Source organism: Subtercola boreus (genome assembly GCF_006716115.1).
In the GTDB taxonomy this organism is placed as follows: domain Bacteria; phylum Actinomycetota; class Actinomycetes; order Actinomycetales; family Microbacteriaceae; genus Subtercola; species Subtercola boreus.
The window spans coordinates 2,557,065-2,581,320 of record NZ_VFOO01000001.1 but is presented as its reverse complement, the minus strand read 5'-3'; the positions used below and the strand labels follow the sequence as shown (position 1 = coordinate 2,581,320).

Sequence of the window (24,256 nt, the reverse complement as noted above, 5' to 3'; positions counted from 1 at the left end):
TCCGCATCGGCGTCGATCTGGCGACCCCAGAGTGGACGCAGGTCGGAAAACACGCCGACTGCCGGATTCGAAGCAGAGGCAACGGGAACCCGTGACCCGCCCCGTGCTGAAAGGGAAGAGACGATCATGACCACACAGACCCGCATCGAGATCCGGGGCGCCGACGCCGCCCGCTTCGACGAGATTCTGACTCCCGATGCTCTCACCTTCGTGACGCGCCTGCACGACGCGTTCGCGCACCGCCGCCAGGAGCGACTGCACGCCCGCATGGAACGCCGTCTCGCGGTTGAGAACGGCCGCGACCTGCGCTTTCTCGCAGCGACCGCCCCGATCCGCGCCGACGACACGTGGAGAGTCGCCGGCGCGGGCCCCGGGCTGGAGGACCGACGCGTGGAGATCACCGGCCCCGTCGACCGGGAGAGCGCTGTGCGGGCCCTGAACTCCGGGGCGAAGGCGTGGGGTGCCGACCTGGAGGATGCCACCAGCCCGACGTGGAGCAACATCGTCGACGGCCAGCTGACACTCTTCGACGCCGTGCGTCGCCAGCTCGAGTTCGTCGACGAGGACGGGCTCGTGCAGCGGCTCCGCACCGGGGAGCTGCCGACGATCGTGATGCGACCGCGCGGCTGGCACCTCGTGGAGAAGCACCTCCGATTCGTCGACCGCACCGGGCAGCGCCAGGCGGCGTCTGCGTCGCTCGTCGACTTCGGCCTCTACCTCTTCCACAACGCCCAGAAGCTGATCGACTCGGGCAAGGGTCCGTACTTCTACCTGCCCAAGATCGAGGACCACCTCGAGGCGCGGCTCTGGGACGACATCTTCACGTTCAGCGAGAATGCGCTGGGCCTGCACCCCGGAACGATCCGTGCGACCGTGCTCATCGAGACGATCTCGGCCGCCTTCGAGATGGAGGAGATCCTCTACGAGCTCCGCGACCACTGCGCCGGGCTCAACGCAGGCCGGTGGGACTACATCTTCAGCTTCATCAAGAGCTACCGCGACCGCGGACCGCAGTTCGTGTTCCCCGACCGCGACCACATCACGATGGAGGTGCCGTTCATGCGGTCCTACACCGAGCTGCTGGTCGCGACCTGCCACAAGCGCGGGGCATATGCCATCGGAGGCATGAGCACGTTCGTTCCGGATGCCTCGAAGCCCGAGCTCACGGAGGCCGCACTCGCTCGGGTGTCTGAAGACAAACGCCGCGAGGTGCAGGACGGTTTCGATGGAACCTGGGTCGCCAACCCGGCCCTGGTGCTGACCGCCCGTGCCGAGTTCGACGAAGTGCTCGGCACCCACCCGAACCAGATCGACAGGCTGCGCCCGGAGGTCGAGGTGAAGGCCGAGCAACTGCTCGATGTGCGTTCGCTCGACAAGCTGGTGACCGATGCCGGGGTCAGCTCGAACATCTCGGTCGCGCTCCGCTACATCGAGAGCTGGCTGCGCGGGATCGGCGCGGTGGAGCTCGAGAACATCGTCGCGGATGCCTCCGCAGCCGAGATCTCGCGCGCCCAGCTCTGGCAGTGGATCCACTACTCCGTGGTCACGGCAGAGGGCACTCGCATCACAACAGAATCGGTCCTGGCCGAGCTCGACGAGCAGGTGCGCTCTGCAGAGCGTTTCGACGGCGACCAGTTCGACACCGCGGCCGACCTCGTGCGTCTCGTGGCGCTCGAGGAGGAGTTCCCCACCTACCTCACGATCCCCGCGTACGCGCACTACCTGGTCGACATCTCCGACGAGCTGGCGATTGCGGCGTGATCGCGTGACGCCCGTGACCCGTCGTGAAAGGATCTGAACAATGACCGATCGAATACAGGCGGCGGGTCTCTCCGTCGCAGCCCCCCTCCACCGCTTCGTCGCCGAGGCGCTGCCCCAGGCGGGTCTGGACGCCGTCACGTTCTGGAGTGGGGTTGCCGGCCTGCTCGGCGATCTCACCCCGCGGAACGCCGGGCTGCTCGCCACCCGCGACGCCCTGCAGGGGCAGATCGACGACTTCCACCGCGATCACCCCGGAGCGGTGGATCCGGTGGAGTACACCGCCTTCCTCGAACGCATCGGGTATCTCGAAGCCGACGAGGGCGACGCGGCACCCGGTGCCGCCTTCGTGACCACCGAGGGCGTGGATCTCGAGATCCGCGCCCAATCCGGCCCGCAGCTCGTCGTTCCTCTGCTGAACCGCCGGTTCGCGGCCAATGCGGTGAACGCGCGCTGGGGTTCGCTCTACGACGCCCTCTACGGCACCGATGCCATCGACCGCTCGGGCGAACAGGCGGTGGGTCCGGCCTACAACCCGGTGCGCGGTGCGGCCGTCGTCGCGGCGGCGCGCCAGGTTCTCGACGAAGCGATCCCGCTCGATGGCGCCAGCCATGCCGACGCGCTCGGCTACTCCGTGGCCGACGGCGCCGTGCAGGTGCGCACGCCGCAGGGCGTGGCGGCTCTCGCGGACCCGTCAGCATTCCTCGGCTACCGCGGAACACCCGTGGCCCCCGAGGCGCTCGTCTTCGTGCACCATGGGCTCCACCTCGAGATCCAGATCGACCCCGGGCATCCGGTCGGCCGCACCGACCGTGCGGGCGTCAGCGACGTGCTGCTCGAATCCGCGGTGACCACCATCATGGACCTCGAAGACTCGGTCTCCGCCGTCGATGCCGACGACAAGGTGATCGGCTACCGCAACTGGTTCGAACTGATGACGGGAACCCTGTCAGAAGAGGTCACCAAAGGCGGTCGTTCCTTCGTTCGTGGCATGAATCCCGACCGCGAGTACACGGCTCCGGATGGGGGCACCACCGCCCTCCGCGGCAGGTCACTGCTCTTCGTGCGGAACGTCGGGCACCTGATGCGCACCGACGCGATCCTCGACGAGAACGGCGAGGAGGTGTTCGAGGGAATGCTGGACGCCGTCATGACTGCGCTCGGCTCGGTCGGCGACATCCGGGGCGGAAGTGCCCTGCCGAACTCGCTCACCGGATCGATGTACATCGTGAAGCCGAAGATGCACGGGCCGGAGGAGGTCGCCTTCGCCGTCGAACTCTTCGCCCGGGTCGAGCAGCTCCTCGGGCTGCCCGATCGGTCGATCAAGCTCGGCATCATGGACGAGGAACGGCGCACCTCGGTCAACCTCCGCGCGTGCATCCGTGCAGCCGCCGACCGGGTCGTCTTCGTCAACACCGGCTTTCTCGACCGCACCGGCGACGAGATCCACACGTCCATGCTCGCTGGGCCTTTCGTTCGGAAGTCCGAGATGAAGGCCGAGCCGTGGATCGCCGCCTACGAGGCGTCGAACGTCGACATCGGCATCGCCGCCGGGCTTCCGGGCCGGGCCCAGATCGGTAAGGGTATGTGGGCGATGCCCGACCTGATGGCCGACATGCTCGAACAGAAGGTGCAGCATCCGCTCCAGGGCGCGACCACCGCCTGGGTGCCTTCGCCGACCGCGGCCACCCTGCACGCGCTGCACTACCACCGTGTGGATGTGCCCGACGTGCAGCGGCAACTCGCCGAGCGCACACCGGCGGCCCGGAGCGAGATCCTCCGCATTCCGCTGGCGACGCGCGAGTACAGCCCTGCCGAGCGGCAGGCCGAGCTCGACAACAACGTGCAGGGCATCCTCGGCTATGTCGTGCGCTGGGTCGACCAGGGCATCGGATGCTCGAAGGTGCCCGACATCCACGATGTGGCGCTGATGGAAGACCGGGCGACCTGCCGGATCTCGTCGCAGCACGTGGCGAACTGGCTGCTGCACGGCGTCATCACCGCAGAGCAGGTGGACGAGTCGCTCCGGCGCATGGCGGCGATCGTCGACGCGCAGAACGCGGAGGATCCGCTCTACCGGCCGCTCGCTCCCGACTTCGACGGTTCGGCGTTCCTCGCGTCGCGGGCGCTGGTCTTCGAGGGCACCCGCCAGCCGAGCGGCTACACCGAGCCGATCCTGCACCACTTCCGCCGGGTGGCGAAAGAGGCGGCCACCGCCACCTCGGCACCCCGTCTGGCCGGCGTGGCCTGAGGCAGCTCAGCCGAAACGACTGAGAGAGCGGGCGAAGTACTCGTCGCTCGACGTCAGCCCCGAGCGGAGCCCGGAGTCTCCGAGCTGCAGCGCGGACTGCACCCAGCCTGCGAGCCCGCCGGCGTCAGGCGAACGCCCGAGGTACTTCTTGTACATCAGGCTCACCCGCTCGCTGATCGTCTCCGTGGAATCCCAGAACTGGTCGACGACCCAGGTGCGGCCGTTCACCGCGACGAGGTTGGCCCAGAACGCGTAGTCGTCGGCCGACCCGTTGCGGTGCAGCAGGAGCGTGTAGAGAGACGCAGCGAAGCCAGCGTCTGTGCCGGTGTGCTGGGCGTAGAACTCATCCGAGGCGTAGAGCAGGGTCTCGATGTCGTCTGTCGAGATCGAGCCGGCCTTCATCAGCCCGAGCCAGAAGACCCGTCCGCCGTCGTCCGACGTCCGGCCGAGGATGTTCTTGTAGGCGGCGTCGATGCGGATCAGCCGGTATTCGTCGCTGGTGACGAACGCATCGGAGACGATGGTGCGCGGTGAGCCGTACGCCAACTGTCGACCCCACCAGAGGCGGTCGTCGCCGGACGCCGGACGACTCAGGTAGTCCTTGTAGAGCGCCGCGACGTAGGCCCCGCTGTCGTCGATCGAGGGCAGCGTACCGGCCGCCTCCGTCACGTTCAGAGGCGCGTTCGTGTTGCGGAAGTCGACGTGCTGGTGGTTGCACGAGTCAGAGAACTGGTTGATGTTGGCAAGCGAGAGGCCGCTGCGGCAGTTCGCCTGCCCGGCATTCGTGGAGCGGGGAACGAACGAGTCGAGAAAGCGGAGCAGTTCGAAGGTCCCCGTGTTCGCCCCGTTCAGCCCCCGGCCGCCCACGCTGGTGAAGTCGATCGCCTCGCCGGGGTTGAGGCAGTGCACCGAATAGGTGGGTGCCCCGCAGTTCAGGTTCGACCCGATACACGGGCGCTGCAGGTCGGAGACGGAGAGTGAGCCGAAGTTCTGCAGTGTCAGCACGAGAACCTGTAGTACCCGGATGTCGAGGGCGCAGCCGGCGATCGCCTCCCCGTTCGCGAGCGGTGCGATCTCACGGTCGAAGATGGTGGACGGATTCGTTCTGAAGTCCCCGGCTCTCTCTGCCTTGACCAGTGTCTGGGCGAGCTCGATGGGGTTGCTCGAGACGGCCGGCGGTCCCCCCGCCGCGGTGGCCGGCAGCGGAGCCAGGCCCAGGATGCTCGCCGCGAGCACGATGAACGCCGCCGCCATGGCACCCCATCGGCGCCTCCATCGTGCGTCTGTCATATCTGGGCTTTCGGTCTGAGGAGTGTCCCACCCACATGGGGGTCAGGATGCGATAGCTTCATACTGACATGCGGCGGGCAATATGTCTCTTGGAGCATGAACGCCGGCAGGCTCACGGTACAGGGAGATTTATGCGGTGGATGGTTCCGGTGGCACTCGTGGGAGTGCTGTTGCTTTCAGGCTGCGCGGGCGAGAGAGTGTCCGCCGGCAGCACCGCATCGCCCTCGGCGACGGCGTCATCCAGCCCGGCGACACCCTCATCGACGCCGACATCGACTCCCTCGGCCACAGCCCCGGCTCCTGCCACGACCGCGCCCTCCGTTCCGGCGCCGTCCACGCCCGATCCGGCGCCTCCCACGTCCACCCCGCTCGCCATGGTCGTCGACGCGTGCACATCCTGGCAGTCGAGCCTGTCCCAGGATGCCGCGACCTTCCCCGCGACGCAGGCCCAGGCCGCGCAGTCCGCAGCGGGCGCGGCGTCGTCGGACTCCGTTTGGCAGCCCCTGGCCTCCGACATGGCCGAGCTGGTCGCTCTGGCCGGTGACACGAGCAGCGAGGGCATGGCGAAGGGCCAGGAACTCTTCACTGACCTCAGCACGCGGTGCGGGGAGATCGGCGTCACCGTCAGCGCCGGCTGACACACGTGCAGTAAGAAGACCAACGTGTCCTCCGTCGTCGCAGGACTGGAGGACACGTTGGTGGCTCGAGTTCCTCGACAAGGTCTTGGCCGGGGTCACCTGCGAGCATAGGGATCGGCTCGATGGCGCGTCAACACCTTTTCGAAGCATTTCGCTGACAACCGAAAGCTGACATAGGCCCGACGGCCATGCGCTACCGTCGGATCATATGACAACCGATCCGCACCGTTCCCTCCTCGAGATCGCCCGTTCCCTCGCCGTCGACGCCGCCGCCCTCGCGGCCCGCCGCCGGGCAGAGGGCGTGCAGGTCGCGGCGAGCAAGTCGTCCGCCGAGGACATCGTGACCTTCGCCGACCGGGAGGTCGAGGCGTTCATCCGCAGCTCGCTCCTCACCCTCCGGCCGGACGACGGGTTCCTCGGCGAGGAGTCCACCGACAGCGCGACAACCGGAACGAGCGGCCTGACCTGGGTGGTCGACCCGATCGACGGCACGGTCAACTACCTCTACGGCATCCCGGCCTGGAACGTCAGCATCGCCGTCGTCGAGGGCGACGCCGATCCGACGACCTGGCGTGCGCTCGCCGGCTGCGTCGTGAATCCTCTGCTCGGTGAAGTGTTCACGGCGTCGGATGCCCGGGGAGCCTTCCTCGGAGACACCCCGCTGCACGTCAACCCGCCGACCGACCTCTCGCAGGCGCTGGTCGCGACGGGGTTCGCCTACAGCGCGGAGATCCGCGCGAAGCAGGGCCTGGTGATCGCGAAGCTGTTGCCCGAGGTGCGCGACATCCGCCGGATCGGTTCGGCAGCCCTCGACCTGTGCTCCGTCGCGGCTGGGCGGCACGATGCGTACTTCGAGCGCGGACTGAAGCCGTGGGACCACGCCGCGGGCGCCCTCATCGCGCGGGAGGCTGGGGCGCACGTGGGCGGGTTCGACGGTGCGCCGCCCTCCGCCGCTTTCACCCTGGCCGCCGAGCCGACCCTCGCCGCGCGCCTGGAACCCCTCCTGGCCCACCTCTTCGCCGAAGCCGGCCTCTGACCCCACCCCCCTCGCGCCCCCCCCAAACCTGATCGAGTGGGCGATTTGGGCCCCAAAAACGAAGTTTCAGGGCCCTAATCGCCCACTCGATTGATGGGGGGAGGGGGCGGCGAGTTAGGCGGCGCGCAACCAGACCGTCGTGTCGGGCGGGAGCACGGCTTCCGTGACCGGGGCGCTCGAGAGCAGCAGCTCGCCGAGACCCTCCAATGGCAGCTCGACCGGCGTGGTGCCGGTGTTCGCGATCACGGTGATGCCCCGGTTCGTGAACGCCAGCACGTCGCTGCCGAACCCGAGGTCGTCGAGCCACTCGACGCGCCCGAAGCCGAGGTCGTTCTCACCGCGGAGCACGAGCGCCAGCTTGTAGAGCTCCAGGGTCGAGCCGGGAACGCCGCTCTGCGAGTCGCGCGCGTACTCGTCCCAGCCCGCGGGCTGCGGCAACCACGCGGCATCCGCCGGGCCGAAACCGTAGCTGGGGGCCCCGGCCTCCCAGGGGATCGGCACGCGACATCCATCGCGCCCATAACGTTCACCATGGGTGCGGAACCAGGTCGGATCCTGCCGGGCCTCGTCGGGCAGGTCGATCGACTCGGGGAGGCCGAGCTCTTCGCCCTGGTAGATGTAGGCGCTGCCGGGGAGGGCCAGCATCACGGCTGAGGCGGCACGGGCGCGGCGCACGCCCGCGACGGGATCCGGTCGGTCCTGATCGCGCGGACCGATGCCGTCGCCCTGCAGGTGGCCGGGGCCGAGCGAGAGTCGCGTGGCGTGCCGGATCACGTCGTGGTTCGACAGCACCCAGGTGCTCGGGGCGCCGACCGTCGCGAACGACGCGATCGACGTGTCGATGACGAGCCGCAGCTCCTCGGCCGACCAGTTCGCCGACAGGTAGGTGAAGTTGAAGGCCTGGTGCATCTCGTCACTCCGCACCCAGCGCGCCAGCTTGTTCAGCGGCTCCACCCAGGCCTCGGCGCAGAGCACCCGCTCGCCGTCGTACTCGCTGAGCACGGCGTTCCAGTCGCGGTAGATCTCGTGCACGCCGTCCTGCGCCCAGTAGGGCGGCGTGGGGATGTCGTCGAGCTTCTCCGGCTCGACCTCGAGCGGGATCGCGCCGCCACCCATGCTGCCCGCCTCGGCCGGGGGAGTGTAGTCGGGCAGACCGTCCTCTTTGATGAGGCCGTGTGCGACATCCACCCGGAAACCGTCGACACCCCGGTCGAGCCAGAACCGCAGAATGTCGCGGAACTGCGCCCGCACCCACTCGTTCTCCCAGTTCAGGTCGGGCTGCGAGATGTCGAAGATGTGTAGGTACCACTGGCCGGGGGTGCCGTCGGGGTTCGTGATGCGGCTCCACATCGGCCCGCCGAACACCGACTCCCAGTTGTTCGGGGGAGTGTCACCGTTCTCGCCGAGGCCGTCGCGGAACATGTAGCGCTCACGCTCCGGGCTGCCCTCGGGGGAGGCCAGGGCATCCTGGAACCACTGGTGGTCCCACGAGGTGTGGTTCGGCACGAGGTCGACGATCACGCGGATACCCTCGGCGTGGCTCGCCGCCAGCAGGGTGTCGAAGTCGGCCAGGGTGCCGAACCGCGGGTCGACGTTGCAGTAGTCGGCCACGTCGTACCCGGCGTCGTGCTGCGGGGAGGTGAAGAACGGGGAGAGCCAGATAGCGTCGACGCCCAGCTCCTTCAGCGAGTCGAGCCGGCTGGTGATGCCCGCGAGGTCGCCCAGCCCGTCACCGTCGGAGTCGGCGAACGACCGCGGGTAGATCTGGTAGATGACGGCGGAGCGCCACCACTCGGAACCCGTCGCCACCAGCGTCAGGGGGTCGACCGACCCGGACGTGACGGTTTCTGTGGGCTCGCCGATTTCGGGATTCAGCTCGGTTGTCATGGTAAAACCCTAATGGGAGCGGCCGGGTCTTTCTGATGCCCCGTGTGATGCTATTCTCTTACGGTGCCAAACGCTGCCCCTGATGGGGGCAGCCGAGTGCGCCCCCTTAGCTCATTGGTAGAGCACTTCCTTGGTAAGGAAGAGGTAGTGGGTCCGATTCCCACAGGGGGCTCCGGATCCGGTCCCGCGGCTTTCAGCTCGCAGGAACGGAGTCCAGGGCGGGGTAGCTCAGGTGGTTAGAGCACACGGCTCATAATCGTGGTGTCGCGGGTTCAAGTCCCGCTCCCGCTACGAAGCCCCCCGAGATCTCGCCGTCTCGGGGGGCTTCTTTCGTTGTGCGGCCGGCGCAGTGCCGCGGGAGGGCGTTCCGGCCCTAGCCGCAGACGGTGTCGATCGCCGAGAAGTCCTCCTGCACGGCCTGGGCATCGTCGAGGATCGTGCTGTTCCCGGCGCTGGGGTCAGCGACGAGGGCCTGGATGTCGGAGATCATGATCTTCAGCGAGGTGTTCGCCTGGTCGCCCGCCGCGTAGACGTCGGGGTCCTCGATCTGGGCGAGGCCGGTGTCGAAGTCGGTGGAGAGCTTCTGGAGAGCGGTGACAGCTGCGGCGGGGTCTGTCTGCAGCTCCGAAAGGTTCTGCGACAGATTCTGGGCGTCGTCCGACACGGCGGAGTAGAGCAGGTCGCAGGCCTCAGCCGTGGTCTGCGAGCCCGAGGCGCCGGGGTCGGAGGTCGCGCTGGGGAAGGGCTCGATCGTGCTGTCGAAGCCTGAACCCGAACCGAAGTCGGGATCGGTGGCGATCTTGTTGCCGGCGAAGGCGAAGATCACGATGAGGGCGATGATCGTGATGATCCCCGCGAGGATTCCGGCGTAGCCGAGGATCAGCCCGGCGATCGCCAGCCCGCGGCCCTTCTCCTGGGTGCGCTTGATCTGACGGAGCGCGATGTGCCCGGTGATGACCGCGACGAGCGAGACGAAGAAGGCGGTGACGAGCGAGACGATCGCCAGCACGTTGTACTTGTCCGGGCCGGCAGGGGTGGGATAGCCGGGCCCGGGAGCGGATCCTGCCCCCGGAGCGGCGTACGGCGGCACATCGCCAGCGGGTGGGGGCGGCGGCGGGGGAACGTTCGACATGGGACTCCTCGTGACGTGGTCTGCTTCAACTCTGGCATGCGAGAGCGTTCAGCGCAGGCCCTTGACCCACTTTCGGGGCACCCGGCAGTGCCCGGACCCGTCTCTTCTCGCGCCGGCGACGAACATCCGGTGTCGGGGCAAGCCCTCCGCCCCGGGCGTGTCAGAGAGCAGAATGGCGAGGGAAGCAAAGGAGCAGCATGTCGTCAACGTCGACGCACCCCGCGGGCACGGATGATTCGTCCGGCCTGTTCGCGCTCGTCTCCGCCGACTCCGGGGCGAGGGCGGCGCTCGCCGCGGCCTACCGGGGCCCGCATGACGTGCTCGACGCTGTCTGGTGGCGGGAGCATCCGCTGACACCGACGCCCGGCGGGCGGACCGACCCCGCAGCCGCTCTGCCCGGTTTGAAGGCGCAGGCCTTCTCGCGGACGGCCGACGGTGAGGCGCTCGGCGGGCTCTTCGCGTTCGAGGCGCGCCTGCGGGACGACGCCCGTCAGCTCGAACACGCGATTCTGGATGCTCGCCCTGCCCTCGAGGCCGCCGAGGCACGCCGCGCGGCGGCGGCCGGGCCCGGGTCGATCGGCGGGGGCAGCCCAGAGACCGGTTCTGTCTCCGCCGTGCCGCCGGAGCAGTCGTCGGGCGAAACCGACGGACCGGCCGAGCCCGCGCCCGGGTCGGAGCCGGAGCACGCGCCCGCCACCGTCTCCGCCGAGACCTGGCGTCGCCGCTCCCTGGTCTGGATGGGCACCTCCATCGCCGTCGGCCTCCTGCTGCTCGTCGCGGTCGGCCTGTTCGTGGCGGCGCAGCTGGGATCCGGGCCGTTCCTGGCGTCCGCAGGCGCAGGCGCAGGCGCAGCGGGCGCGGCCGCAGGAACGGCGACCGCCTCACCGTCCCTCGCCGAGGGCCTCACCATCTTCGAGGATCCGACTCTGGCCCCGAGTATCCCTCCCCAGAACATCGACCCCTACTACAAACCGGAGTCGCTGCGGTTGCTGGGCGTCGCCGCCTCGGAGCTGACGGTCTACGCCGTCGAGAACCGCATCGACCAGCCCTGCCTGCTCGCGGTCTACCGCGACGGCACCCAGAGCGCCACCTGCGTCACGAAGCAGGAGTTCGCCGCGATGGGCATCCAGCTCCGCATCACCAGCCTGCACATCCCCGCAGCCGGTGCGCCCGTGCCGACCGCCTCCCCGGCCGAAGACGTCGTCTTCTGGAATGCGGACGGATCGTTCGGCGTCACCTCGACCCCGCGGTGAGTCGCTCCGCTTACGTAGACTTGACGGGTGCCAGTGAACCCAGACCTCCAGGGGCGCGTCTTCCCCGAGACATCCCCGTACCTCGTGGGGCGGGAGAAGATCCGCGAATTCTCCGCCGCCGTCCTCTCCCAGAGCCCGCTGAACTTCGACGTCGAGGCGGCCCAGGCGGCCGGCTACCCCGACCTGGTTGCCCCGCCGACGTTCGGTGTGGTCATCCAGGAGCGCACCCTCGAGCAGCTGCTCGAGGCTCCGGACGCCGGGATCGACTTCTCGCGCGTCGTCCACGGTGACCAGCGTTTCACCTTCACGCGCCCGATCGTGGCGGGCGACGAGCTCACGGCGACGCTGACCGTGTCGAGTGTCAAGCAGCTCGGCGGTCACTCGATGGTGACGAGCGAGTCGTCGATTCTGGATGCGACCGGGGCCCACGTGGTCACCGCCATCTCGACGCTCGTGGTGCGGGGCGACGAATGAGCGCCGCCCTCGACCTCGCTTCCCTGGCCGTCGGCGATGTGGTCGCGACGCGCTCCTTCACCCTCACGCGCGACACGCTCGTGCGCTACGCGGGGGCCTCGGGCGACTTCAACCCGATCCACTACCGCGACGACGTGGCGGTCTCCGTCGGGCTCGACGGCGTGCTCGCGCACGGGATGCTCACCATGGGCCTCGCCGTGCAGCCGGTGCTCGACTGGGTGGGCGATCCCTCCCTCGTCGAGGACTACCAGGTTCGCTTCACCCGCCCGGTGTTCGTCGACGCCGAGTCGGGAGCGCTGGTCGAGGTCGCCGCGAAGGTCGGCCAGCTCGACGTCGCTGCAGGAACGGCGAGGATCGACCTCGTCGTGACGGGCAACGGACAGACCGTGCTCGGCAAGGCGCAGGTGCGTGTGCGAACGCCTGCGGCCGCGCCTGCGGCTGCGGCTGCCGCAGCAGCACCCGCTGCCCCCGCCGCGCCCTCCGCATGACCGATCAGGAGCGCACCGCCCTGCTCGCCCCGCTGACCACCCTGCAGGTCGGCGGGCCGGCCGCGCGGCTCGTGACGGTGTCCGACCCCCGCGAGCTGGTCGACGTGTGCCTGGCTGCCTGGGCCGATGAGGAGCCGTGGCTGGTGCTCGGCGGCGGTTCGAACGTGGTGGTCTCCGACGACGGGTTCGAGGGCACGGTCATCCGGATCGCCACCCGCGGAGTCGAGCAGCTCGAAACCGGCCCGGACGATGCCCCGGGTACGGTGCGTGTGCGGGTGCAGGCGGGCGAACCGTGGGACGACCTCGTCGCGTACGCCGTCACGAACGGCCTCAGCGGCATCGAGGCGCTGTCGGGCATCCCCGGCTCGTCGGGCGCATCGCCCGTGCAGAACATCGGGGCGTACGGGCAGGAGGTCGCTTCGGTGCTGGCCGGGGTCTCGTTCCTCGACGCCGAGACCGGCGAGCTCGAGTGGCTGTCGGCCGACGACCTGGGTTTCGGTTACCGAACCAGCGTGTTGAAGCGGGGGAGGAGCGGCGTCGTGGTCTCGATCGATCTGCGTCTCGGCCGGGCCGGAACGGATGCCCTCGCCCTCGGTGCCCCGATCGAGTACGACCAGCTTGCCAACGCCCTCGGCGTCGCGCTCGGCGACCGGGTCGCTCTCGGGGCCGTGCGCGAGGCCGTGCTGCGGCTGCGAGCATCGAAGGGCATGGTGCTCGATCCCGCGGATCCCGACTCGGTGAGCGCCGGCTCGTTCTTCACGAACCCGATCGTGGGCGAGCAGTTCGCCCGCACGATCCCGTCGGAGGCGCCGCGCTGGGTGACCGAGCAGCCGGCGACGGATGATTCGCCCGAGGTCTACTCGGTGAAACTCAGTGCCGCGTGGTTGATCGAACACGCAGGGCTCGGCCGCGGGTTCTCCCTGCCCGGATCGAACGCCGCCATCTCGGGCAAGCACACGCTCGCCCTTGTGAACCGCGGGGGTGCGACGGCGTCGCAGATCGCGGAGTTGGCGCGCTTCATCCAGTGGCGCGTGCAGGCCGAGTTCGGCGTGAACCTTGCGCCCGAGCCCGTCTTCGTCGGTTCGTTCGAGTAGGAGCGGCACCGCGCAGGTCGGCTGTCGCGCCATCGGCGACGCAGACGGACGTCGCTCAGCCGGCACGACCTCCTCTGCGGTGCCGTGTCGCCCCAGCGACGTCCGTTTGCGCCGCTGACTAGAGCAGGCCGAGCTCCATCGCCCGGGTGACCGCCCGCGTGCGGTCGGTGACGCCGAGCTTCTCGAAGATGTGCCCGAGGTGCGTCTTCACGGTGGCGTCGCCGATGAACAGGGCCTTCGCGATCTGCGGGTTGCTCTGGCCCAGGGCGACGAGCCGGAGCACGTCGGACTCGCGGCTGCTGAGGCGCGGCACCGGTGGGGCTTCCTCGCGGAGACGTTCGTCCCGCATGCGCTGCACCAGCACCGAGGCGATCCTCGGGGCGAGCACGGTCTCGCCGCCGGCCACGGAGCGCACCCCCGCCAGGATCTCGTCCTGCGGTGCGGCCTTCACGAGGTATCCGCTCGCCCCGGCCTCGACGGCCGCGAGGATGTCGTCGTCGGTGTCGTAGGTGGTGAGCACGAGCACACGGATGCCCGACCCCTCCGCCACGATCTGCGCGGTCGCTTCGGCACCGCCGACCCCGGGCATCCGCAGGTCCATGAGCACGAGGTCGGGGCGTAGCTCCCGTGCCAGTCGCACCGCCTCACGCCCGTCGACGGCCTGGCCGACCACGTCGATGTCGTCGGCCGAGTCGAGGAGTTGCGCGATTCCGGCCCGCACGATGGGGTGGTCGTCGGCCACCAGCACGCGGATCACGGGCGCACCGCCGCGGGGAGGGCGTGGTCGCCGTTGGCGCGTCCGGCGGACGCCGGCTCGCCGGCGGGCTCGGCGAGCCGGCGCGACGGGAGCGTCACGGTGAGTTCTGCCCCACCCGAGGGTGCCGTGCCGATGGCCAGCGTTCCGCCGAGCAGCGACAGGCGCTGCTGCATGCCGGCCAGCCCGAAGCCCGCACCCACGGGCTGGTCGGCCACGATGCCGGATCCGTTGTCGGAGACGGTGAGGCACACCGAGCCCGCCCCCGTCGCCAGCCGAACCGCCACCCCGGTGGCCCCCGAGTGCTTCCGCACGTTCGCCAGCGCCTCCTGGGCCGAGCGCAGCAGCACCACCTCGATGTCGTTGGGCTCGGGCAGGTATCCCGCGGTGTCGCAGACGATCCGCACCCCGGTCTCCCGGCTGAACCGCTCGATGACCCTCTCGAGGGCCGGGAGGAGGCCCCCGTCGACGTCGACGGGGGCGCTCGCGGCGACCAGAGCGCGGGTCTCGACGAGGGCTTCGCGCGCGATGTCCTCGATCAACTGCAGGTCGGCCCTGACGGCGGGCTGATCATCCACCAGCGCTGTGCGGGTGCGCTCGGCGACCATCACCAGGCCGGTGAGGCTCTGCGCGATGGTGTCGTGGATCTCGCCCGCCAACCGTTCGCGTTCGCTCACGATGCCGCTGTCGCGGTTCCGGATGGCCAGCTCGGCCTGGGTCGAACGGAGCGCCTCGAGCAGGCGGGTGTTCTCCTGCCCCTGGTGGAGCGCGAAACTGAACCAGATGCCGAGGGCGAGACTGAAGACGAGGGAGATCGCCTCGACACCCACGGCCTGACCGACGGCCTCGGGCGAGGTGCCGGTGGAGACGAGGAAGCCCAGCGCGACGCCGACAGCGAGCACGATGTTGAGCCCGATCGCCCGGCGGGTCGGGTCGACGGAGAACCAGATGACGGGGAAGGTGATGGCCTGGAGCGTGGCCATCGACGGGTCGAACGCCGTGCCGACGGCGGTGCAGGCGATGGCGAGCAGCGGGAAGACCAGCGCCGCACGCGAGGTCGCGGTCGCCCGGCCGGTGCGCACGTCGAGGCTCCGCCAGCCGAACGCGGCGTAGCCGATGGCCAGCACGGCGAGACAGCTCCACGCGCCCACCGCGTCGCCCGGTGACTCCGGGGCGCCGGCGAGCACGATGAGGGCCAGTGCCAGCACGGTGACCCCCACCGCGAGGTGCCACCAGCTGAACCGCGTCACCTCAGCTGTCCTTCCGGATCCAGCGGAAGGTCAGCCGGCAGACCACGAGCCCCGCGACCAGCCAGATCAGCAGGGCGACGGCGACGGAGCCCAGGTCCCACGCGCCGCCGGGCTCGACGGTCGCGAACGATTCGGGCAGGAAGACCGCCCGCATCCCCTGGCCCATCCATTTCAGCGGGAAGATGCCGGCGACATTCTGCAGCCAGTCGGGCAGGAGCGAGAACTGCAGGTACACCCCCGAGATGAACTGCAGGATGAGGATCGGCGGGATGATCACCGCCGTCGCGCTCTTGCCGCTCCGGGGCAGGCGTGAGATGGCGATGCCGAGTACCGCCGACGTGGCGATGCCGAGCACGTAGACCCAGGCGAACGTCATCCAGCTGCCGCCGTCCGTGGGGAGTGCCACCCCGAAGACCACACTCGCCACCAGCAGCAGCAACCCGATCTGCAGCACGCTGGTCACGAAGACCTGACCCATCTTGCCGAAGAAGTACGAGAGCACCGGCAGGGGGGTGCCGCCGAGCCGTTTCAGGGTGCCGTCGCTCCGTTCGTTTGCGATGTCGACGCCCAGGTTCTGCACGCCCGACAGCAGGATGCCCGCCGCGATCATCCCCGGCAGGTAGGCCGCGGCCTGGCTGATGCCCCCCGACCCGTCAGGGTTGGTACCGACGTTCCCCATGCCCTGGAACGCGACCGAGAAGATCGTGAGCATGATAACGGGGAAGAGGAAGGTGAAGAAGAGCGTGTCGGTCTGGCGGAAGTAGATCCGCGTCTCGTAGGCGACTCGGCTGGCGCCGAGTCGGAGGGTGCGGGGGATGCCGAACCCGGCATCCGTGCGGGCCGGGCTCTGAGTGGTGGCGGTCATGCGGGCACCTGCTCCTGGTCTTTCTCGTAACTTCCGACAAGGTCGAGGTAGATGTCCTCGAGGCTCGGCCGCACGATCTCGAGGGCCTCCGGTTCGCCGAGGCGTGCGACGAGTTCGGCGACCGTGCGCCCAGGATCCGGGGTGCGCTGCTCGCGCACCCCGCCGTTCTCCGTCCACCGCACGATCGGGATGCGCGCCTCCTCCGGCCCGAGGCTGTGCACCGGACCGATGTCGATGAGTTCCCCGCCCGCCACCACGGCCGCCCGGTCGCTCAGCTGGGCGGCTTCGTCGAGGTAGTGGGTTGTGAGCAGGATGGTCGTGCCGTCGCGCTTCAGCCCGCGGATGAGCTCCCAGAACGCCCGGCGGGCCTCAGGGTCGAACCCGGTGGTCGGTTCGTCGAGGAAGAGCAACTCGGGCCGTCCGATGACCCCGAGCGCGACATCCACTCGCCGGCGCTGCCCGCCGGAGAGGTTCTTGATGCGGGTGTTCGCCTTCTGTTCGAGCCCCACAGCCGCGATCACCTCGTCGACCGCGCGCGGGTTCGGGTACAGGTTCGCGAACTGGGTGAGCTGCTCCCGCACGGTCACGTTGCCGCTCTCCCCGGAGGACTGCAGCACGATCCCGAGTTTCGCCTTCCACTCCAGCCCGCCGTGCTGGGGGTCGACTCCCAGCACCCGTGCCTCGCCGCCTGAGCGGTCGCGGTAGCCCTCCAGGATCTCGATGGTGGTGCTCTTGCCGGCCCCGTTCGGGCCGAGCAGGGCGAACGTCTCGCCGTGCTCGATGTCGAACGTCACGCCCTTGAGGGCCTCGAAGTCGCCATAACGCTTGGTGAGCCCGGTGACGCTCACGGCGGTGTCTCTGGAAGTCATGTACCCATCGTGGCCCGCGCCGCGCCAGAGCAACAGCCTCCACCCTGTCGACCCGGGTATCCCCCAATCGGTGGATGCCGGGCACAAAAGCACGAGCTTTTCGCAACTCTGGCCTACACTGACTTCATTCTGTAAGAATTTGTCAATAATTCAGTCTCGAATGAGCAGAGGTGAAGAGATGTTGCTCCCAGTCCCTGAGGAACGGATCCGCTACCGCACGAACTACGCGAACGCCGCACTGGCGCTGGCGCACGGCGATCCGGGTGACGACGCCCACCAGGATCTGGTGCAGGCCGTCGCCGCCGAGCACGTGTCGCCGGCCGAGGCGGTCGCGCTGACCTGTGGGCGGTACGGACTAAGCCTCAGCACCGACCCCGGCCCGGTCATCCGGAGCTGGGAGGACTACCTCATCCCGGGGACGACCGCCCTGCGGAGCCGCCTGATCGACGCCGACCACCCGCTCGGCATCGAAGACCCGGAGCTGTTCCGCACGGTCGAGCAGCAGCTGTCAAGATTCCGGCTCGTCGAACTGACCATCGCCCCCGTGTCTGCGCCGCTCGACTACACGTTCTTCAGGACCGTGCATCGGCGTCTGTTCCAGGACATCTACAGCTGGGCGGGCGAGCAGCGCATCGGCCCGGAGACCGCGATGGTGCGCTTCGCACCGGATGCCGTGAACTACGCTCCCGGCGACCCTGCCGCCCCCGCGGTGAAGTACCAGTACTTCGCCGGTCCGGAGATCACCGAGGCGATCGAGATGCAGTTCACGCTGCTGGTCGACCTCGCCGAGCGGCGGGATATGCCACGCGAGGAGATGATCAGCCGGATGGGCGAGCATGGCGGGGAGATGAACACGATCCACGCGTTCCGCGACGGCCACAGCCGCACGCTCTTCGTCTACGCGATGAGATTCTTCGAGACGGTCGGCTACCCGACCGACCCGGCCAACTTCCTGAAGGGGAACCCGCTTCGCGACCGCATCGTGCACGCGCGCTACCAGAACCAGGCGACGTCGCTGCTCGACGGCTACGAAGCCACCCTCGACGACGCCCTCAGCCAGGGCGACGGCCGCCAGCCGGCCCGCCTCGGTCAGCGCTGAGAGGAGGACCTGATGCGATCGGAGTTCCAACGCCGGCTGGATGCGGCCGATGCTGCCCTGGCATTCGTGAATGTCGGGCCGGGTGATTCGCGCCACCGCGCTCTCGTCGAGGGTGTCGCCACCGAAAGACTGTCGGCGGCGCAGGCAGTGCAGCACACGGTCGAACAGCACGGTCTCAGCATCGACTCACGCGGTGCCCCGACCATCCGCTCCTTCGACGACTACCTGATCCCCGGCAGCTTCGTCCTCCGCAACCGGCTGGTCGACGAGCTCCATCCCGAGGGAATCGACGATCCGGAGCTGTTGTCCCTGCTCGACCGCCAGATCTCGCGGTTGCGCATCGTCGAGTTGGAGATCTCGCCGGTGCGCGGACAGTTCGACTACGACCACCTGAAACAGGTGCACCGCCGTATGTTCGGCGACATCTTCTTCTGGGCCGGTGCGGAGCGGGTGGGTCCCGAGACCGCGATGATCAGGTTCGCACCCGACGCCGTCAACCATGCGCCAGGCGATCCTGCCGCACCGATGACGAAGTACAGCTACTTCAGCGGGTCGGAGATCGCCGAGGCTGTGTCGGTGCAGTGCGCCCAGCTCAGCCATCTCGTGACCCGTTCAGATCTCGGCCGCAAGCGCTTCTTCGACCTCGTCGCTGAGCACGGGGGTGAACTCAACGTCATCCATCCTTTCCGGGACGGCAATCTCAGGGCACTCTGGCAGTACGCCGCGCAGTTGGAGGAGCAGGCCGGATACCCGATCGACACGGCAGGGTTCCTCAAGGAGACCCGCGCGCACTCGTTCGCGATGCACTCGGCCTACCATTTCCAGGCCACCAACGACAACGACGTGATGTTCCGCCTGATGGATGAGGGGCTTCCGCAGACCCAGACGGTCAGAACCCCGCCGGCCGGTTAGGAGAGGGCGACGGTCAGACGGAGAAGAGGCGCTGCATGCGCGCCACACCCTCGGCGAGGGCGTCGTCGCCGAGGGCGTACGACATGCGGATGTAGCCGCTCGGCCCGAATGCCTCGCCGGGGATGACCGCGACCTCGGCCTGTTCGAGGATGAGGTCGGCCAGCTCGAGCGACGTCGTCGGCGTGACGCCGCCCCAGGTGCGGTTCAGCAGCCCGCTCACGTCGGGGTAGACGTAGAACGCGCCCTCCGGCGTGGGGGCGTGGAGCCCCTGGATCTGGTTCAGCCCGCTCACGATGGCCTTGCGGCGGCGGTCGAAGGCCTCACGCATCGACGCGACAGCGTCCTGCGGGCCGGTCAGCGCCGCGATCGCAGCGCGCTGCGAGATGTTCGACACGTTCGACGAGAGGTGCGACTGCAGGTTCGCGGCCCCCTTGATGGCATCGGCCGGCCCGACCATCCAGCCGACCCGCCATCCCGTCATCGCGTAGGTCTTCGCGACACCGTTCACGAGGATGGTGCGGTCGGCAAGCGCCGGCACCGCTTCGACGATCGACTGGGCGACGACACCGTCGTAGGTGAGGTTCTGGTAGATCTCGTCGGAGATGACCCAGATACCGTTCGCCTCGGCCCATTCGCCGATCTCCTTCGTCTGGGACGGCGAGTAGACGGCTCCGGTGGGGTTCGACGGCGACACGAAGAGCAGCACTTTGGTGCGCTCGGTGCGGGCGGCTTCGAGCTGGTCGACGGTGACGAGGTAGCCCTGGTCGCTGCCCGCGAACACCTCGACGGTCACGCCGCCGGCGAGGGCGATCGCCTCGGGGTAGGTGGTCCAGTAGGGCGTCGGCACCAGCACCTCGTCGCCCGGGTCTAGGAGGGTGGCGAACGACTGGTAGACGGCCTGCTTGCCGCCGTTGGTGACGATGATCTGCGCGGGCGACACTTCGAGTCCGCTGTCGCGGAGCGTCTTGGCCGCGATGGCCTCGCGGAGCTCCGGCAGCCCCACGGCGGGCGTGTATCGGTGGTTCTTCGGGTCGCGCGCCGCGGCGACCGCAGCCTCGACGATGAAGTCGGGCGTGGCGAAGTCGGGCTCGCCGGCGGCGAAGCTGATGACCGGGCGGCCGGCTGCCTGCAGGGCCTTGGCCTTGGCGTCGACCTTGAGGGTCGCCGATTCGGCAATGGACGAGATGCGGTGCGAGATGCGGGTACGTTCGGTCACCCGGCAAGCCTACCGATCGGAGGCCCGCGTCACTGGATCTTGGAGCCTTCGTCCAGCCGGTGCCACGTGCGGTTGTGGTACACCAGCGGATGCGCCTGGGCAGCGTCCGCCTCGGCGGCCCCCGGATCGGGCGCATGCGTCTCGAGAGCCTGCACGGCGACGACGGTCGACCCGCCCGCCTCCATGCGGTTGACGATCCGCCCGCGGATCCAGGCGTGCGCTGCGGGGAAGTACGGTTCGCCCGTCGGCAGCCGCTTCCAGATGCTGGTGTCCGCGAAGCGGTCGATGCCGCTCGTCGCACCCAGTTTGGCGATGTCGAGCTGGTCGGCGCCCAGCAGGTGGACCACGACGGTGTCGGCACGACGGATGGTCGGGGTGCTCGATGACAGCTCGGAGATCGAGAACACCAGCAGTGGGGGCTCCGCGCTCACCGAGAACACCGAGGTCGCGGTGAGGGCGACGGGCCCGTCACCGGCATCGGCCGTGATCACGGCGACGCCCGCGGGGTGGTTGCGGAAGGCGGCCTTGAACTGGTCGGGGGTCACCGTCTCCGCGCTCGGGTGCGCGACGATGTTGTTCTCGCTCAGCACGGCATGCTCGTCGGGGGAGGTCTTCTGCGGATCAGTCACGGAGAAAGCCTACGTCCGCCGGGATTTCGTCGGCGTCTCGGCGTCACGCGAGGTCATCCCGCCCGTGCCTCGACAGCGGAGGCGCGATCCGTCTCAGACGACCAGCAGGATCTTGCCGATGTGCGTGGAGCCCTCCATCAGGCGGTGGGCCGCTCCGGCCTCGGCCAGCGGGAAGCGTGCCGCCACGATCGGGCGCACCCGGCCGTCGGCGACCAGCGGCCAGACGTTCTCCCGCACGCTGTCGACGATTGCGGCCTTGCCGGCTGCCGAGCGCCCGCGCAGGCTGGTCGCATGGATGGCGCCACGCTTCATCATCAATCGGCCGAAGTTCAGCGCACCGGCCTCCCCGCTGAGGTTCCCGATGTTGACGATGTGGCCGTCCATGGCCAGCACGCTGATGTTCTTCTCCAGGTAAGAACCACCGATCGAGTCGAGGATCACGTGGGCGGACACGCCGTCGGCCCTCAGCCGCTCGGCGAAATCCTCGTCCCTGTAGTTGATCAGGATGTCTGCACCCAGCTCCTTGCAGGCGGCGAGCTTCTCGGCCGATCCCGCGGTGACCGCCACGCGGGCGCCGCGCGCCTTCGCGAGCTGGATGGCCATCGTCCCGATCCCGCTCGAGCCGCCGTGCACGAGCAGCGTCTCGCCGGCCCGCAGGTCGCCCAGCAGGAAGACGTTCGACCAGACCGTCGCCGCGACCTCGACCAGCGCCGCTCCGTCGACGAGATCGATGTTCGACGGGAGCTTCAGCACCTGGCCGGCCGGCACGCTCACCCGTTCGGCGTACCCGCCGCCCGAGAGCAGGGCCGCGACGCGATCCCCCACCTGGAGACCGGTCACGCCCTCGCCGAGCTGCAACACCAGACCGGAGACCTCGAGGCCCGGCCATTCCGGTGCACCGGGTGGCGGAGGGTAGTGGCCCTCGCGCTGGCTGACGTCGGCGCGGTTCACGCCGGCGGCCACGATACCCACCAGGACATCGCCCGGCTGCACCACCGGTTCGTCGACCTCGGCGAGCTTCAGCACGGAGGCGTCGCCCGGCTGCTGGATGATCACGGCCTTCATACTGACCAACCTAGACCGCTCTTTGCGGTCCTTCCGGATCTGACCTACACTGGGTTGAGGTAGTTGAAATCTGCCATCCATTTTCATGCCCTTTTTCACCTCGTTCGCGGGGTGGCCGAGGGTGGGAGAGAGACGGTGATTTCACTCTTAGGGTGGTGGCTCAATTGGTAGAGCAGCGGTCTCCAAAACCGCAGGTTGCAGGTTCGAGTCCTGTCCGCCCTGCAAATCGGAGTCGGCGGTTGCCTGCTCCGATCGCTTGTGAAAGGTACTGACGGTGGCACGAAAGATAGTCGACGAACCCAGCGAGGCCGTCGTCGAGCGCGCCAGGAGCGACAGGGAAGCCAAGCGCAACCCGTTCTCCCGAATCGTGCTTTTCATCAGGCAGGTCATTGCAGAACTCAAGAAGGTCGTCACCCCGACCCGCAAAGAACTGATCAGCTACACGCTGGTCGTGCTCGTCTTCGTCGTCATCATGATGGCTCTCGTCTCGGGTCTCGACTTCCTGTTCAGCTGGGCGGCGGTCTTCGTGTTCGGCGATGCGGGAACCAGCCCCCTGGGTCTGTAGCCCCCCGGTCTGCAGGCACCCCTGCCATACCTCGCCACCGATCACGCTAAAGAAACGGAACGTATTCCAGTGCCAAAGTCACACCGCGACGATCTCGACCTCGGGGCTGCTGAAGAGCAGTCGAGTGAGGTCGAAGAGGCTCAAGAGGGCGACCACACCGAGATCGAGTCGCCCAGCGACCTCGATGCACTGCTGCGCGCCATCGACGGTGGAACCGACGACGAGCACGTCATCGATGAGAACGGCGACGGCGACACGGTCGACGTGGACGATGCCGAGGCCGACGCCGAAGTGAACGAGGCGCTCGCCTCCGACGACGCCGACGACACCGAGGCCGCCCTCGAGGCGATCGAAGACGAAGAAGAGATCGACGGCGCCCTGACCGACGCCGAAGACGACGACTTCGTGTCCGACTCCGTCGTCTCCGCCGACAGCGAGGGCGACCTCGAACTCGACGCCGAGCTGGAGGCTGACGCAGAAGCTGCCCCGGCGGCAGATGGCGAGTCCGCTGACGCCGAGTCCGCCGAGGCTGAGGCTGAGCCCGAAGAGGTCGACCCTTACGACGCCTTCCGCGCCGAGCTCCGGTTCCTGCCGGGCAAGTGGTACGTCATCCACTCCTACGCCGGCTTCGAGAAGCGCGTCAAGCAGAACATCGAGAGCCGCAAGTCGTCGATGGGCATGGAGGACTACGTCTACCAGGTCGAGGTCCCGATGGAAGACGTCGTCGAGATCAAGAACGGCCAGCGCAAGCTGGTCACCCGTGTGCGCATCCCCGGCTACGTGCTGGTGCGCATGGACCTCAACGAGGACAGCTGGTCGGTCGTCCGCCACACCCCCGGTGTCACGGGCTTCGTCGGCAACTCGCACAACCCCACCCCGCTCCGTTTCGAGGAGGCCTTCAACATGCTGAAGAGCCTCGTCGAGATCGTCGAGGCCCCCGCGGCCAAGACCGGCGGAGCCAAGGGCGGCAAGGCCGTCTCCCGCTCCATCCCCGCCGAGATCGACTTCGAGATCGGCGAGACCATCACGATCAAGGAGGGTTCCTTCGCGGGCCTGCCCGGATCGATCAGCGAGATCAAGCCCGAGAGCGGCAAGCTCACGGTTCTCGTCTCGCTCTTCGAGCGTGAGACCCCCGTCGAGCTCAGCTTCGACCAGGTCACCAAGCTCTGAGCTGATTCCGCGCCGCCGCCTCTGCGGCGCGGGTAACGCCCCCCACAAACCACCGATTCCGGGAAGATCCCGGCTTTCGGGAGCGCCATCCATCCGGGTGGCACGAATGAGAAGAGAAGAAAATGGCACCGAAAAAGAAGGTCACAGGTCTGATCAAGCTTCAGATCAAGGCCGGCGCCGCCAACCCCGCACCGCCCATCGGGCCGGCGCTGGGACAGCACGGCGTGAACATCATGGAATTCTGCAAGGCCTACAACGCCGCAACCGAAGACCAGCGTGGCAACGTCATCCCCGTCGAGATCACCGTGTACGAAGACCGTTCGTTCACGTTCATCCTGAAGACCCCGCCCGCCGCCGAGCTCATCAAGAAGGCTGCCGGCGTCGCCAAGGGTTCCGGAACGCCGCACACCGTCAAGGTCGCGAAGCTCACCAAGGAGCAGGTCCGCGAAATCGCCCAGGCGAAGTTCGTCGACCTCAACGCGAACGACCTCGACCAGGCAGCGAAGATCATCGCCGGTACCGCCCGTTCCATGGGCATCACGGTAGAGGCATAGGGAGGCT

Annotated in this window: 24 protein-coding genes and 3 tRNA genes; 16 read left to right on the top strand and 11 right to left on the bottom strand. The window is 68.5% G+C overall.

What is annotated here, in order from left to right; all coding sequences use genetic code 11:
* Positions 1-126: 126 nt before the first annotated feature.
* A complete protein-coding gene (aceB, locus tag FB464_RS11995) occupies positions 127-1,761 on the top strand; it encodes a malate synthase A (protein WP_116413658.1) in 1,635 nt (544 codons plus the stop codon).
* Between the two features lie 40 nt (positions 1,762-1,801).
* The gene (locus FB464_RS11990) at positions 1,802-4,009 is read left to right on the top strand and encodes a malate synthase G (protein WP_116413659.1); all 2,208 of its coding nucleotides are present in this window, start codon (positions 1,802-1,804) and stop codon (positions 4,007-4,009) included.
* Between the two features lie 6 nt (positions 4,010-4,015).
* Here FB464_RS11990 and FB464_RS11985 read toward each other — a convergent pair whose 3' ends face one another.
* Together FB464_RS11985 and FB464_RS11980 are read right to left on the bottom strand one after the other, a co-directional pair.
* Positions 4,016-5,299: a DUF4214 domain-containing protein gene (locus tag FB464_RS11985; protein ID WP_116413660.1), complete on the bottom strand. Its 1,284-nt coding sequence runs from the start codon at positions 5,297-5,299 to the stop codon at positions 4,016-4,018.
* A gap of 112 nt (positions 5,300-5,411) precedes the next feature.
* Positions 5,412-5,663: a hypothetical protein gene (locus FB464_RS11980; RefSeq protein WP_142206685.1), complete on the bottom strand. Its 252-nt coding sequence runs from the start codon at positions 5,661-5,663 to the stop codon at positions 5,412-5,414.
* Between the two features lie 10 nt (positions 5,664-5,673).
* On the opposite strand from FB464_RS11980, the gene FB464_RS11975 reads away from it, so the two are divergent.
* Both FB464_RS11975 and FB464_RS11970 read left to right on the top strand, forming a co-directional pair.
* Positions 5,674-5,937 carry a hypothetical protein gene (locus FB464_RS11975; RefSeq protein ID WP_116413662.1) on the top strand — a complete coding sequence of 88 codons (264 nt, stop codon included), beginning with the start codon at positions 5,674-5,676 and terminating at the stop codon, positions 5,935-5,937.
* A 208-nt stretch (positions 5,938-6,145) separates the two neighbouring features.
* Positions 6,146-6,973 carry an inositol monophosphatase family protein gene (locus FB464_RS11970; protein ID WP_116413663.1) on the top strand — a complete coding sequence of 276 codons (828 nt, stop codon included), beginning with the start codon at positions 6,146-6,148 and terminating at the stop codon, positions 6,971-6,973.
* A gap of 114 nt (positions 6,974-7,087) precedes the next feature.
* On the opposite strand, the gene FB464_RS11965 is transcribed toward FB464_RS11970, so the two are convergent.
* Positions 7,088-8,860, bottom strand: coding sequence for a glycoside hydrolase family 13 protein (locus tag FB464_RS11965; RefSeq protein WP_116413664.1), 1,773 nt, complete (start codon positions 8,858-8,860; stop codon positions 7,088-7,090).
* A 100-nt stretch (positions 8,861-8,960) separates the two neighbouring features.
* Between FB464_RS11965 and FB464_RS11960 the strand changes: the two genes are divergently transcribed.
* Positions 8,961-9,032 (top strand) — tRNA-Thr (locus FB464_RS11960).
* Between the two features lie 45 nt (positions 9,033-9,077).
* Positions 9,078-9,151, top strand: a tRNA-Met gene (locus tag FB464_RS11955).
* Positions 9,152-9,233: 82 nt separating this feature from the next.
* Here the strand turns inward: FB464_RS11955 and FB464_RS11950 are convergent.
* Positions 9,234-9,992 carry a DUF4190 domain-containing protein gene (locus tag FB464_RS11950; RefSeq protein ID WP_116413665.1) on the bottom strand — a complete coding sequence of 253 codons (759 nt, stop codon included), beginning with the start codon at positions 9,990-9,992 and terminating at the stop codon, positions 9,234-9,236.
* 197 nt (positions 9,993-10,189) lie between these two features.
* Here FB464_RS11950 and FB464_RS11945 point away from each other — a divergent pair, with 197 nt between their 5' ends.
* From FB464_RS11945 to FB464_RS11930, 4 genes are read left to right on the top strand one after another with little or no spacing between them, the layout of a single operon-like run.
* Positions 10,190-11,245 carry a hypothetical protein gene (locus FB464_RS11945; protein ID WP_116413666.1) on the top strand — a complete coding sequence of 352 codons (1,056 nt, stop codon included), beginning with the start codon at positions 10,190-10,192 and terminating at the stop codon, positions 11,243-11,245.
* 27 nt (positions 11,246-11,272) lie between these two features.
* Positions 11,273-11,719 carry an FAS1-like dehydratase domain-containing protein gene (locus FB464_RS11940; protein WP_116413667.1) on the top strand — a complete coding sequence of 149 codons (447 nt, stop codon included), beginning with the start codon at positions 11,273-11,275 and terminating at the stop codon, positions 11,717-11,719.
* Positions 11,716-12,207 (top strand): MaoC/PaaZ C-terminal domain-containing protein, encoded by a 492-nt coding sequence (locus FB464_RS11935; RefSeq protein WP_116413668.1) that lies wholly within the window; start codon positions 11,716-11,718, stop codon positions 12,205-12,207. Before FB464_RS11940 ends, FB464_RS11935 begins: the two co-directional genes overlap by 4 nt.
* Positions 12,204-13,301, top strand: coding sequence for a UDP-N-acetylmuramate dehydrogenase (locus tag FB464_RS11930; protein ID WP_116413669.1), 1,098 nt, complete (start codon positions 12,204-12,206; stop codon positions 13,299-13,301). The genes FB464_RS11935 and FB464_RS11930 overlap by 4 nt, the downstream gene beginning before the upstream one ends.
* A gap of 118 nt (positions 13,302-13,419) precedes the next feature.
* Here FB464_RS11930 and FB464_RS11925 read toward each other — a convergent pair whose 3' ends face one another.
* From FB464_RS11925 to FB464_RS11910, 4 genes are read right to left on the bottom strand one after another with little or no spacing between them, the layout of a single operon-like run.
* The gene (locus tag FB464_RS11925) at positions 13,420-14,058 is read right to left on the bottom strand and encodes a response regulator (RefSeq protein ID WP_116413670.1); all 639 of its coding nucleotides are present in this window, start codon (positions 14,056-14,058) and stop codon (positions 13,420-13,422) included.
* Positions 14,055-15,305 carry a sensor histidine kinase gene (locus FB464_RS11920; RefSeq protein WP_116413671.1) on the bottom strand — a complete coding sequence of 417 codons (1,251 nt, stop codon included), beginning with the start codon at positions 15,303-15,305 and terminating at the stop codon, positions 14,055-14,057. The genes FB464_RS11925 and FB464_RS11920 overlap by 4 nt, the downstream gene beginning before the upstream one ends.
* 1 nt (position 15,306) lies before the next feature.
* A complete protein-coding gene (locus FB464_RS11915) occupies positions 15,307-16,170 on the bottom strand; it encodes an ABC transporter permease (RefSeq protein ID WP_116413672.1) in 864 nt (287 codons plus the stop codon).
* Positions 16,167-17,039, bottom strand: a complete 873-nt coding sequence (locus tag FB464_RS11910; RefSeq protein WP_116416427.1) for an ABC transporter ATP-binding protein — start codon at positions 17,037-17,039, stop codon at positions 16,167-16,169. The genes FB464_RS11915 and FB464_RS11910 overlap by 4 nt, the downstream gene beginning before the upstream one ends.
* Positions 17,040-17,217: 178 nt before the next feature.
* Between FB464_RS11910 and FB464_RS11905 the strand changes: the two genes are divergently transcribed.
* Positions 17,218-18,138: a Fic family protein gene (locus FB464_RS11905; RefSeq protein WP_170151848.1), complete on the top strand. Its 921-nt coding sequence runs from the start codon at positions 17,218-17,220 to the stop codon at positions 18,136-18,138.
* A 12-nt stretch (positions 18,139-18,150) separates the two neighbouring features.
* Positions 18,151-19,050: a Fic/DOC family protein gene (locus tag FB464_RS11900; protein WP_116413674.1), complete on the top strand. Its 900-nt coding sequence runs from the start codon at positions 18,151-18,153 to the stop codon at positions 19,048-19,050.
* A gap of 13 nt (positions 19,051-19,063) precedes the next feature.
* On the opposite strand, the gene FB464_RS11895 is transcribed toward FB464_RS11900, so the two are convergent.
* The 3 genes from FB464_RS11895 to FB464_RS11885 form a co-directional block, all read right to left on the bottom strand.
* Complete coding sequence (locus FB464_RS11895; protein ID WP_116413675.1) at positions 19,064-20,266, bottom strand: pyridoxal phosphate-dependent aminotransferase; 1,203 nt, start codon at positions 20,264-20,266, stop codon at positions 19,064-19,066.
* 29 nt (positions 20,267-20,295) lie between these two features.
* On the bottom strand, positions 20,296-20,856 hold the full coding sequence (locus FB464_RS11890) for a flavin reductase family protein (RefSeq protein WP_211327438.1): 561 nt from the start codon (positions 20,854-20,856) through the stop codon (positions 20,296-20,298).
* 132 nt (positions 20,857-20,988) lie between these two features.
* Complete coding sequence (locus FB464_RS11885; RefSeq protein ID WP_116413676.1) at positions 20,989-21,960, bottom strand: NAD(P)H-quinone oxidoreductase; 972 nt, start codon at positions 21,958-21,960, stop codon at positions 20,989-20,991.
* Between the two features lie 149 nt (positions 21,961-22,109).
* Here FB464_RS11885 and FB464_RS11880 point away from each other — a divergent pair.
* The 4 genes from FB464_RS11880 to rplK all read left to right on the top strand — a co-directional run bounded on the left by FB464_RS11880 (position 22,110) and on the right by rplK (position 24,249).
* Positions 22,110-22,182: transfer RNA gene (locus tag FB464_RS11880), tRNA-Trp, on the top strand.
* A 52-nt stretch (positions 22,183-22,234) separates the two neighbouring features.
* Entirely contained in the window at positions 22,235-22,525 is a 291-nt protein-coding gene (gene secE, locus FB464_RS11875; RefSeq protein ID WP_116413677.1) for a preprotein translocase subunit SecE, read from the top strand.
* Between the two features lie 69 nt (positions 22,526-22,594).
* Positions 22,595-23,695, top strand: a complete 1,101-nt coding sequence (gene nusG, locus FB464_RS11870; protein WP_116413678.1) for a transcription termination/antitermination protein NusG — start codon at positions 22,595-22,597, stop codon at positions 23,693-23,695.
* Between the two features lie 122 nt (positions 23,696-23,817).
* Positions 23,818-24,249: a 50S ribosomal protein L11 gene (gene rplK, locus FB464_RS11865; protein WP_116413679.1), complete on the top strand. Its 432-nt coding sequence runs from the start codon at positions 23,818-23,820 to the stop codon at positions 24,247-24,249.
* The last annotated feature ends 7 nt before the right edge of the window (positions 24,250-24,256 follow it).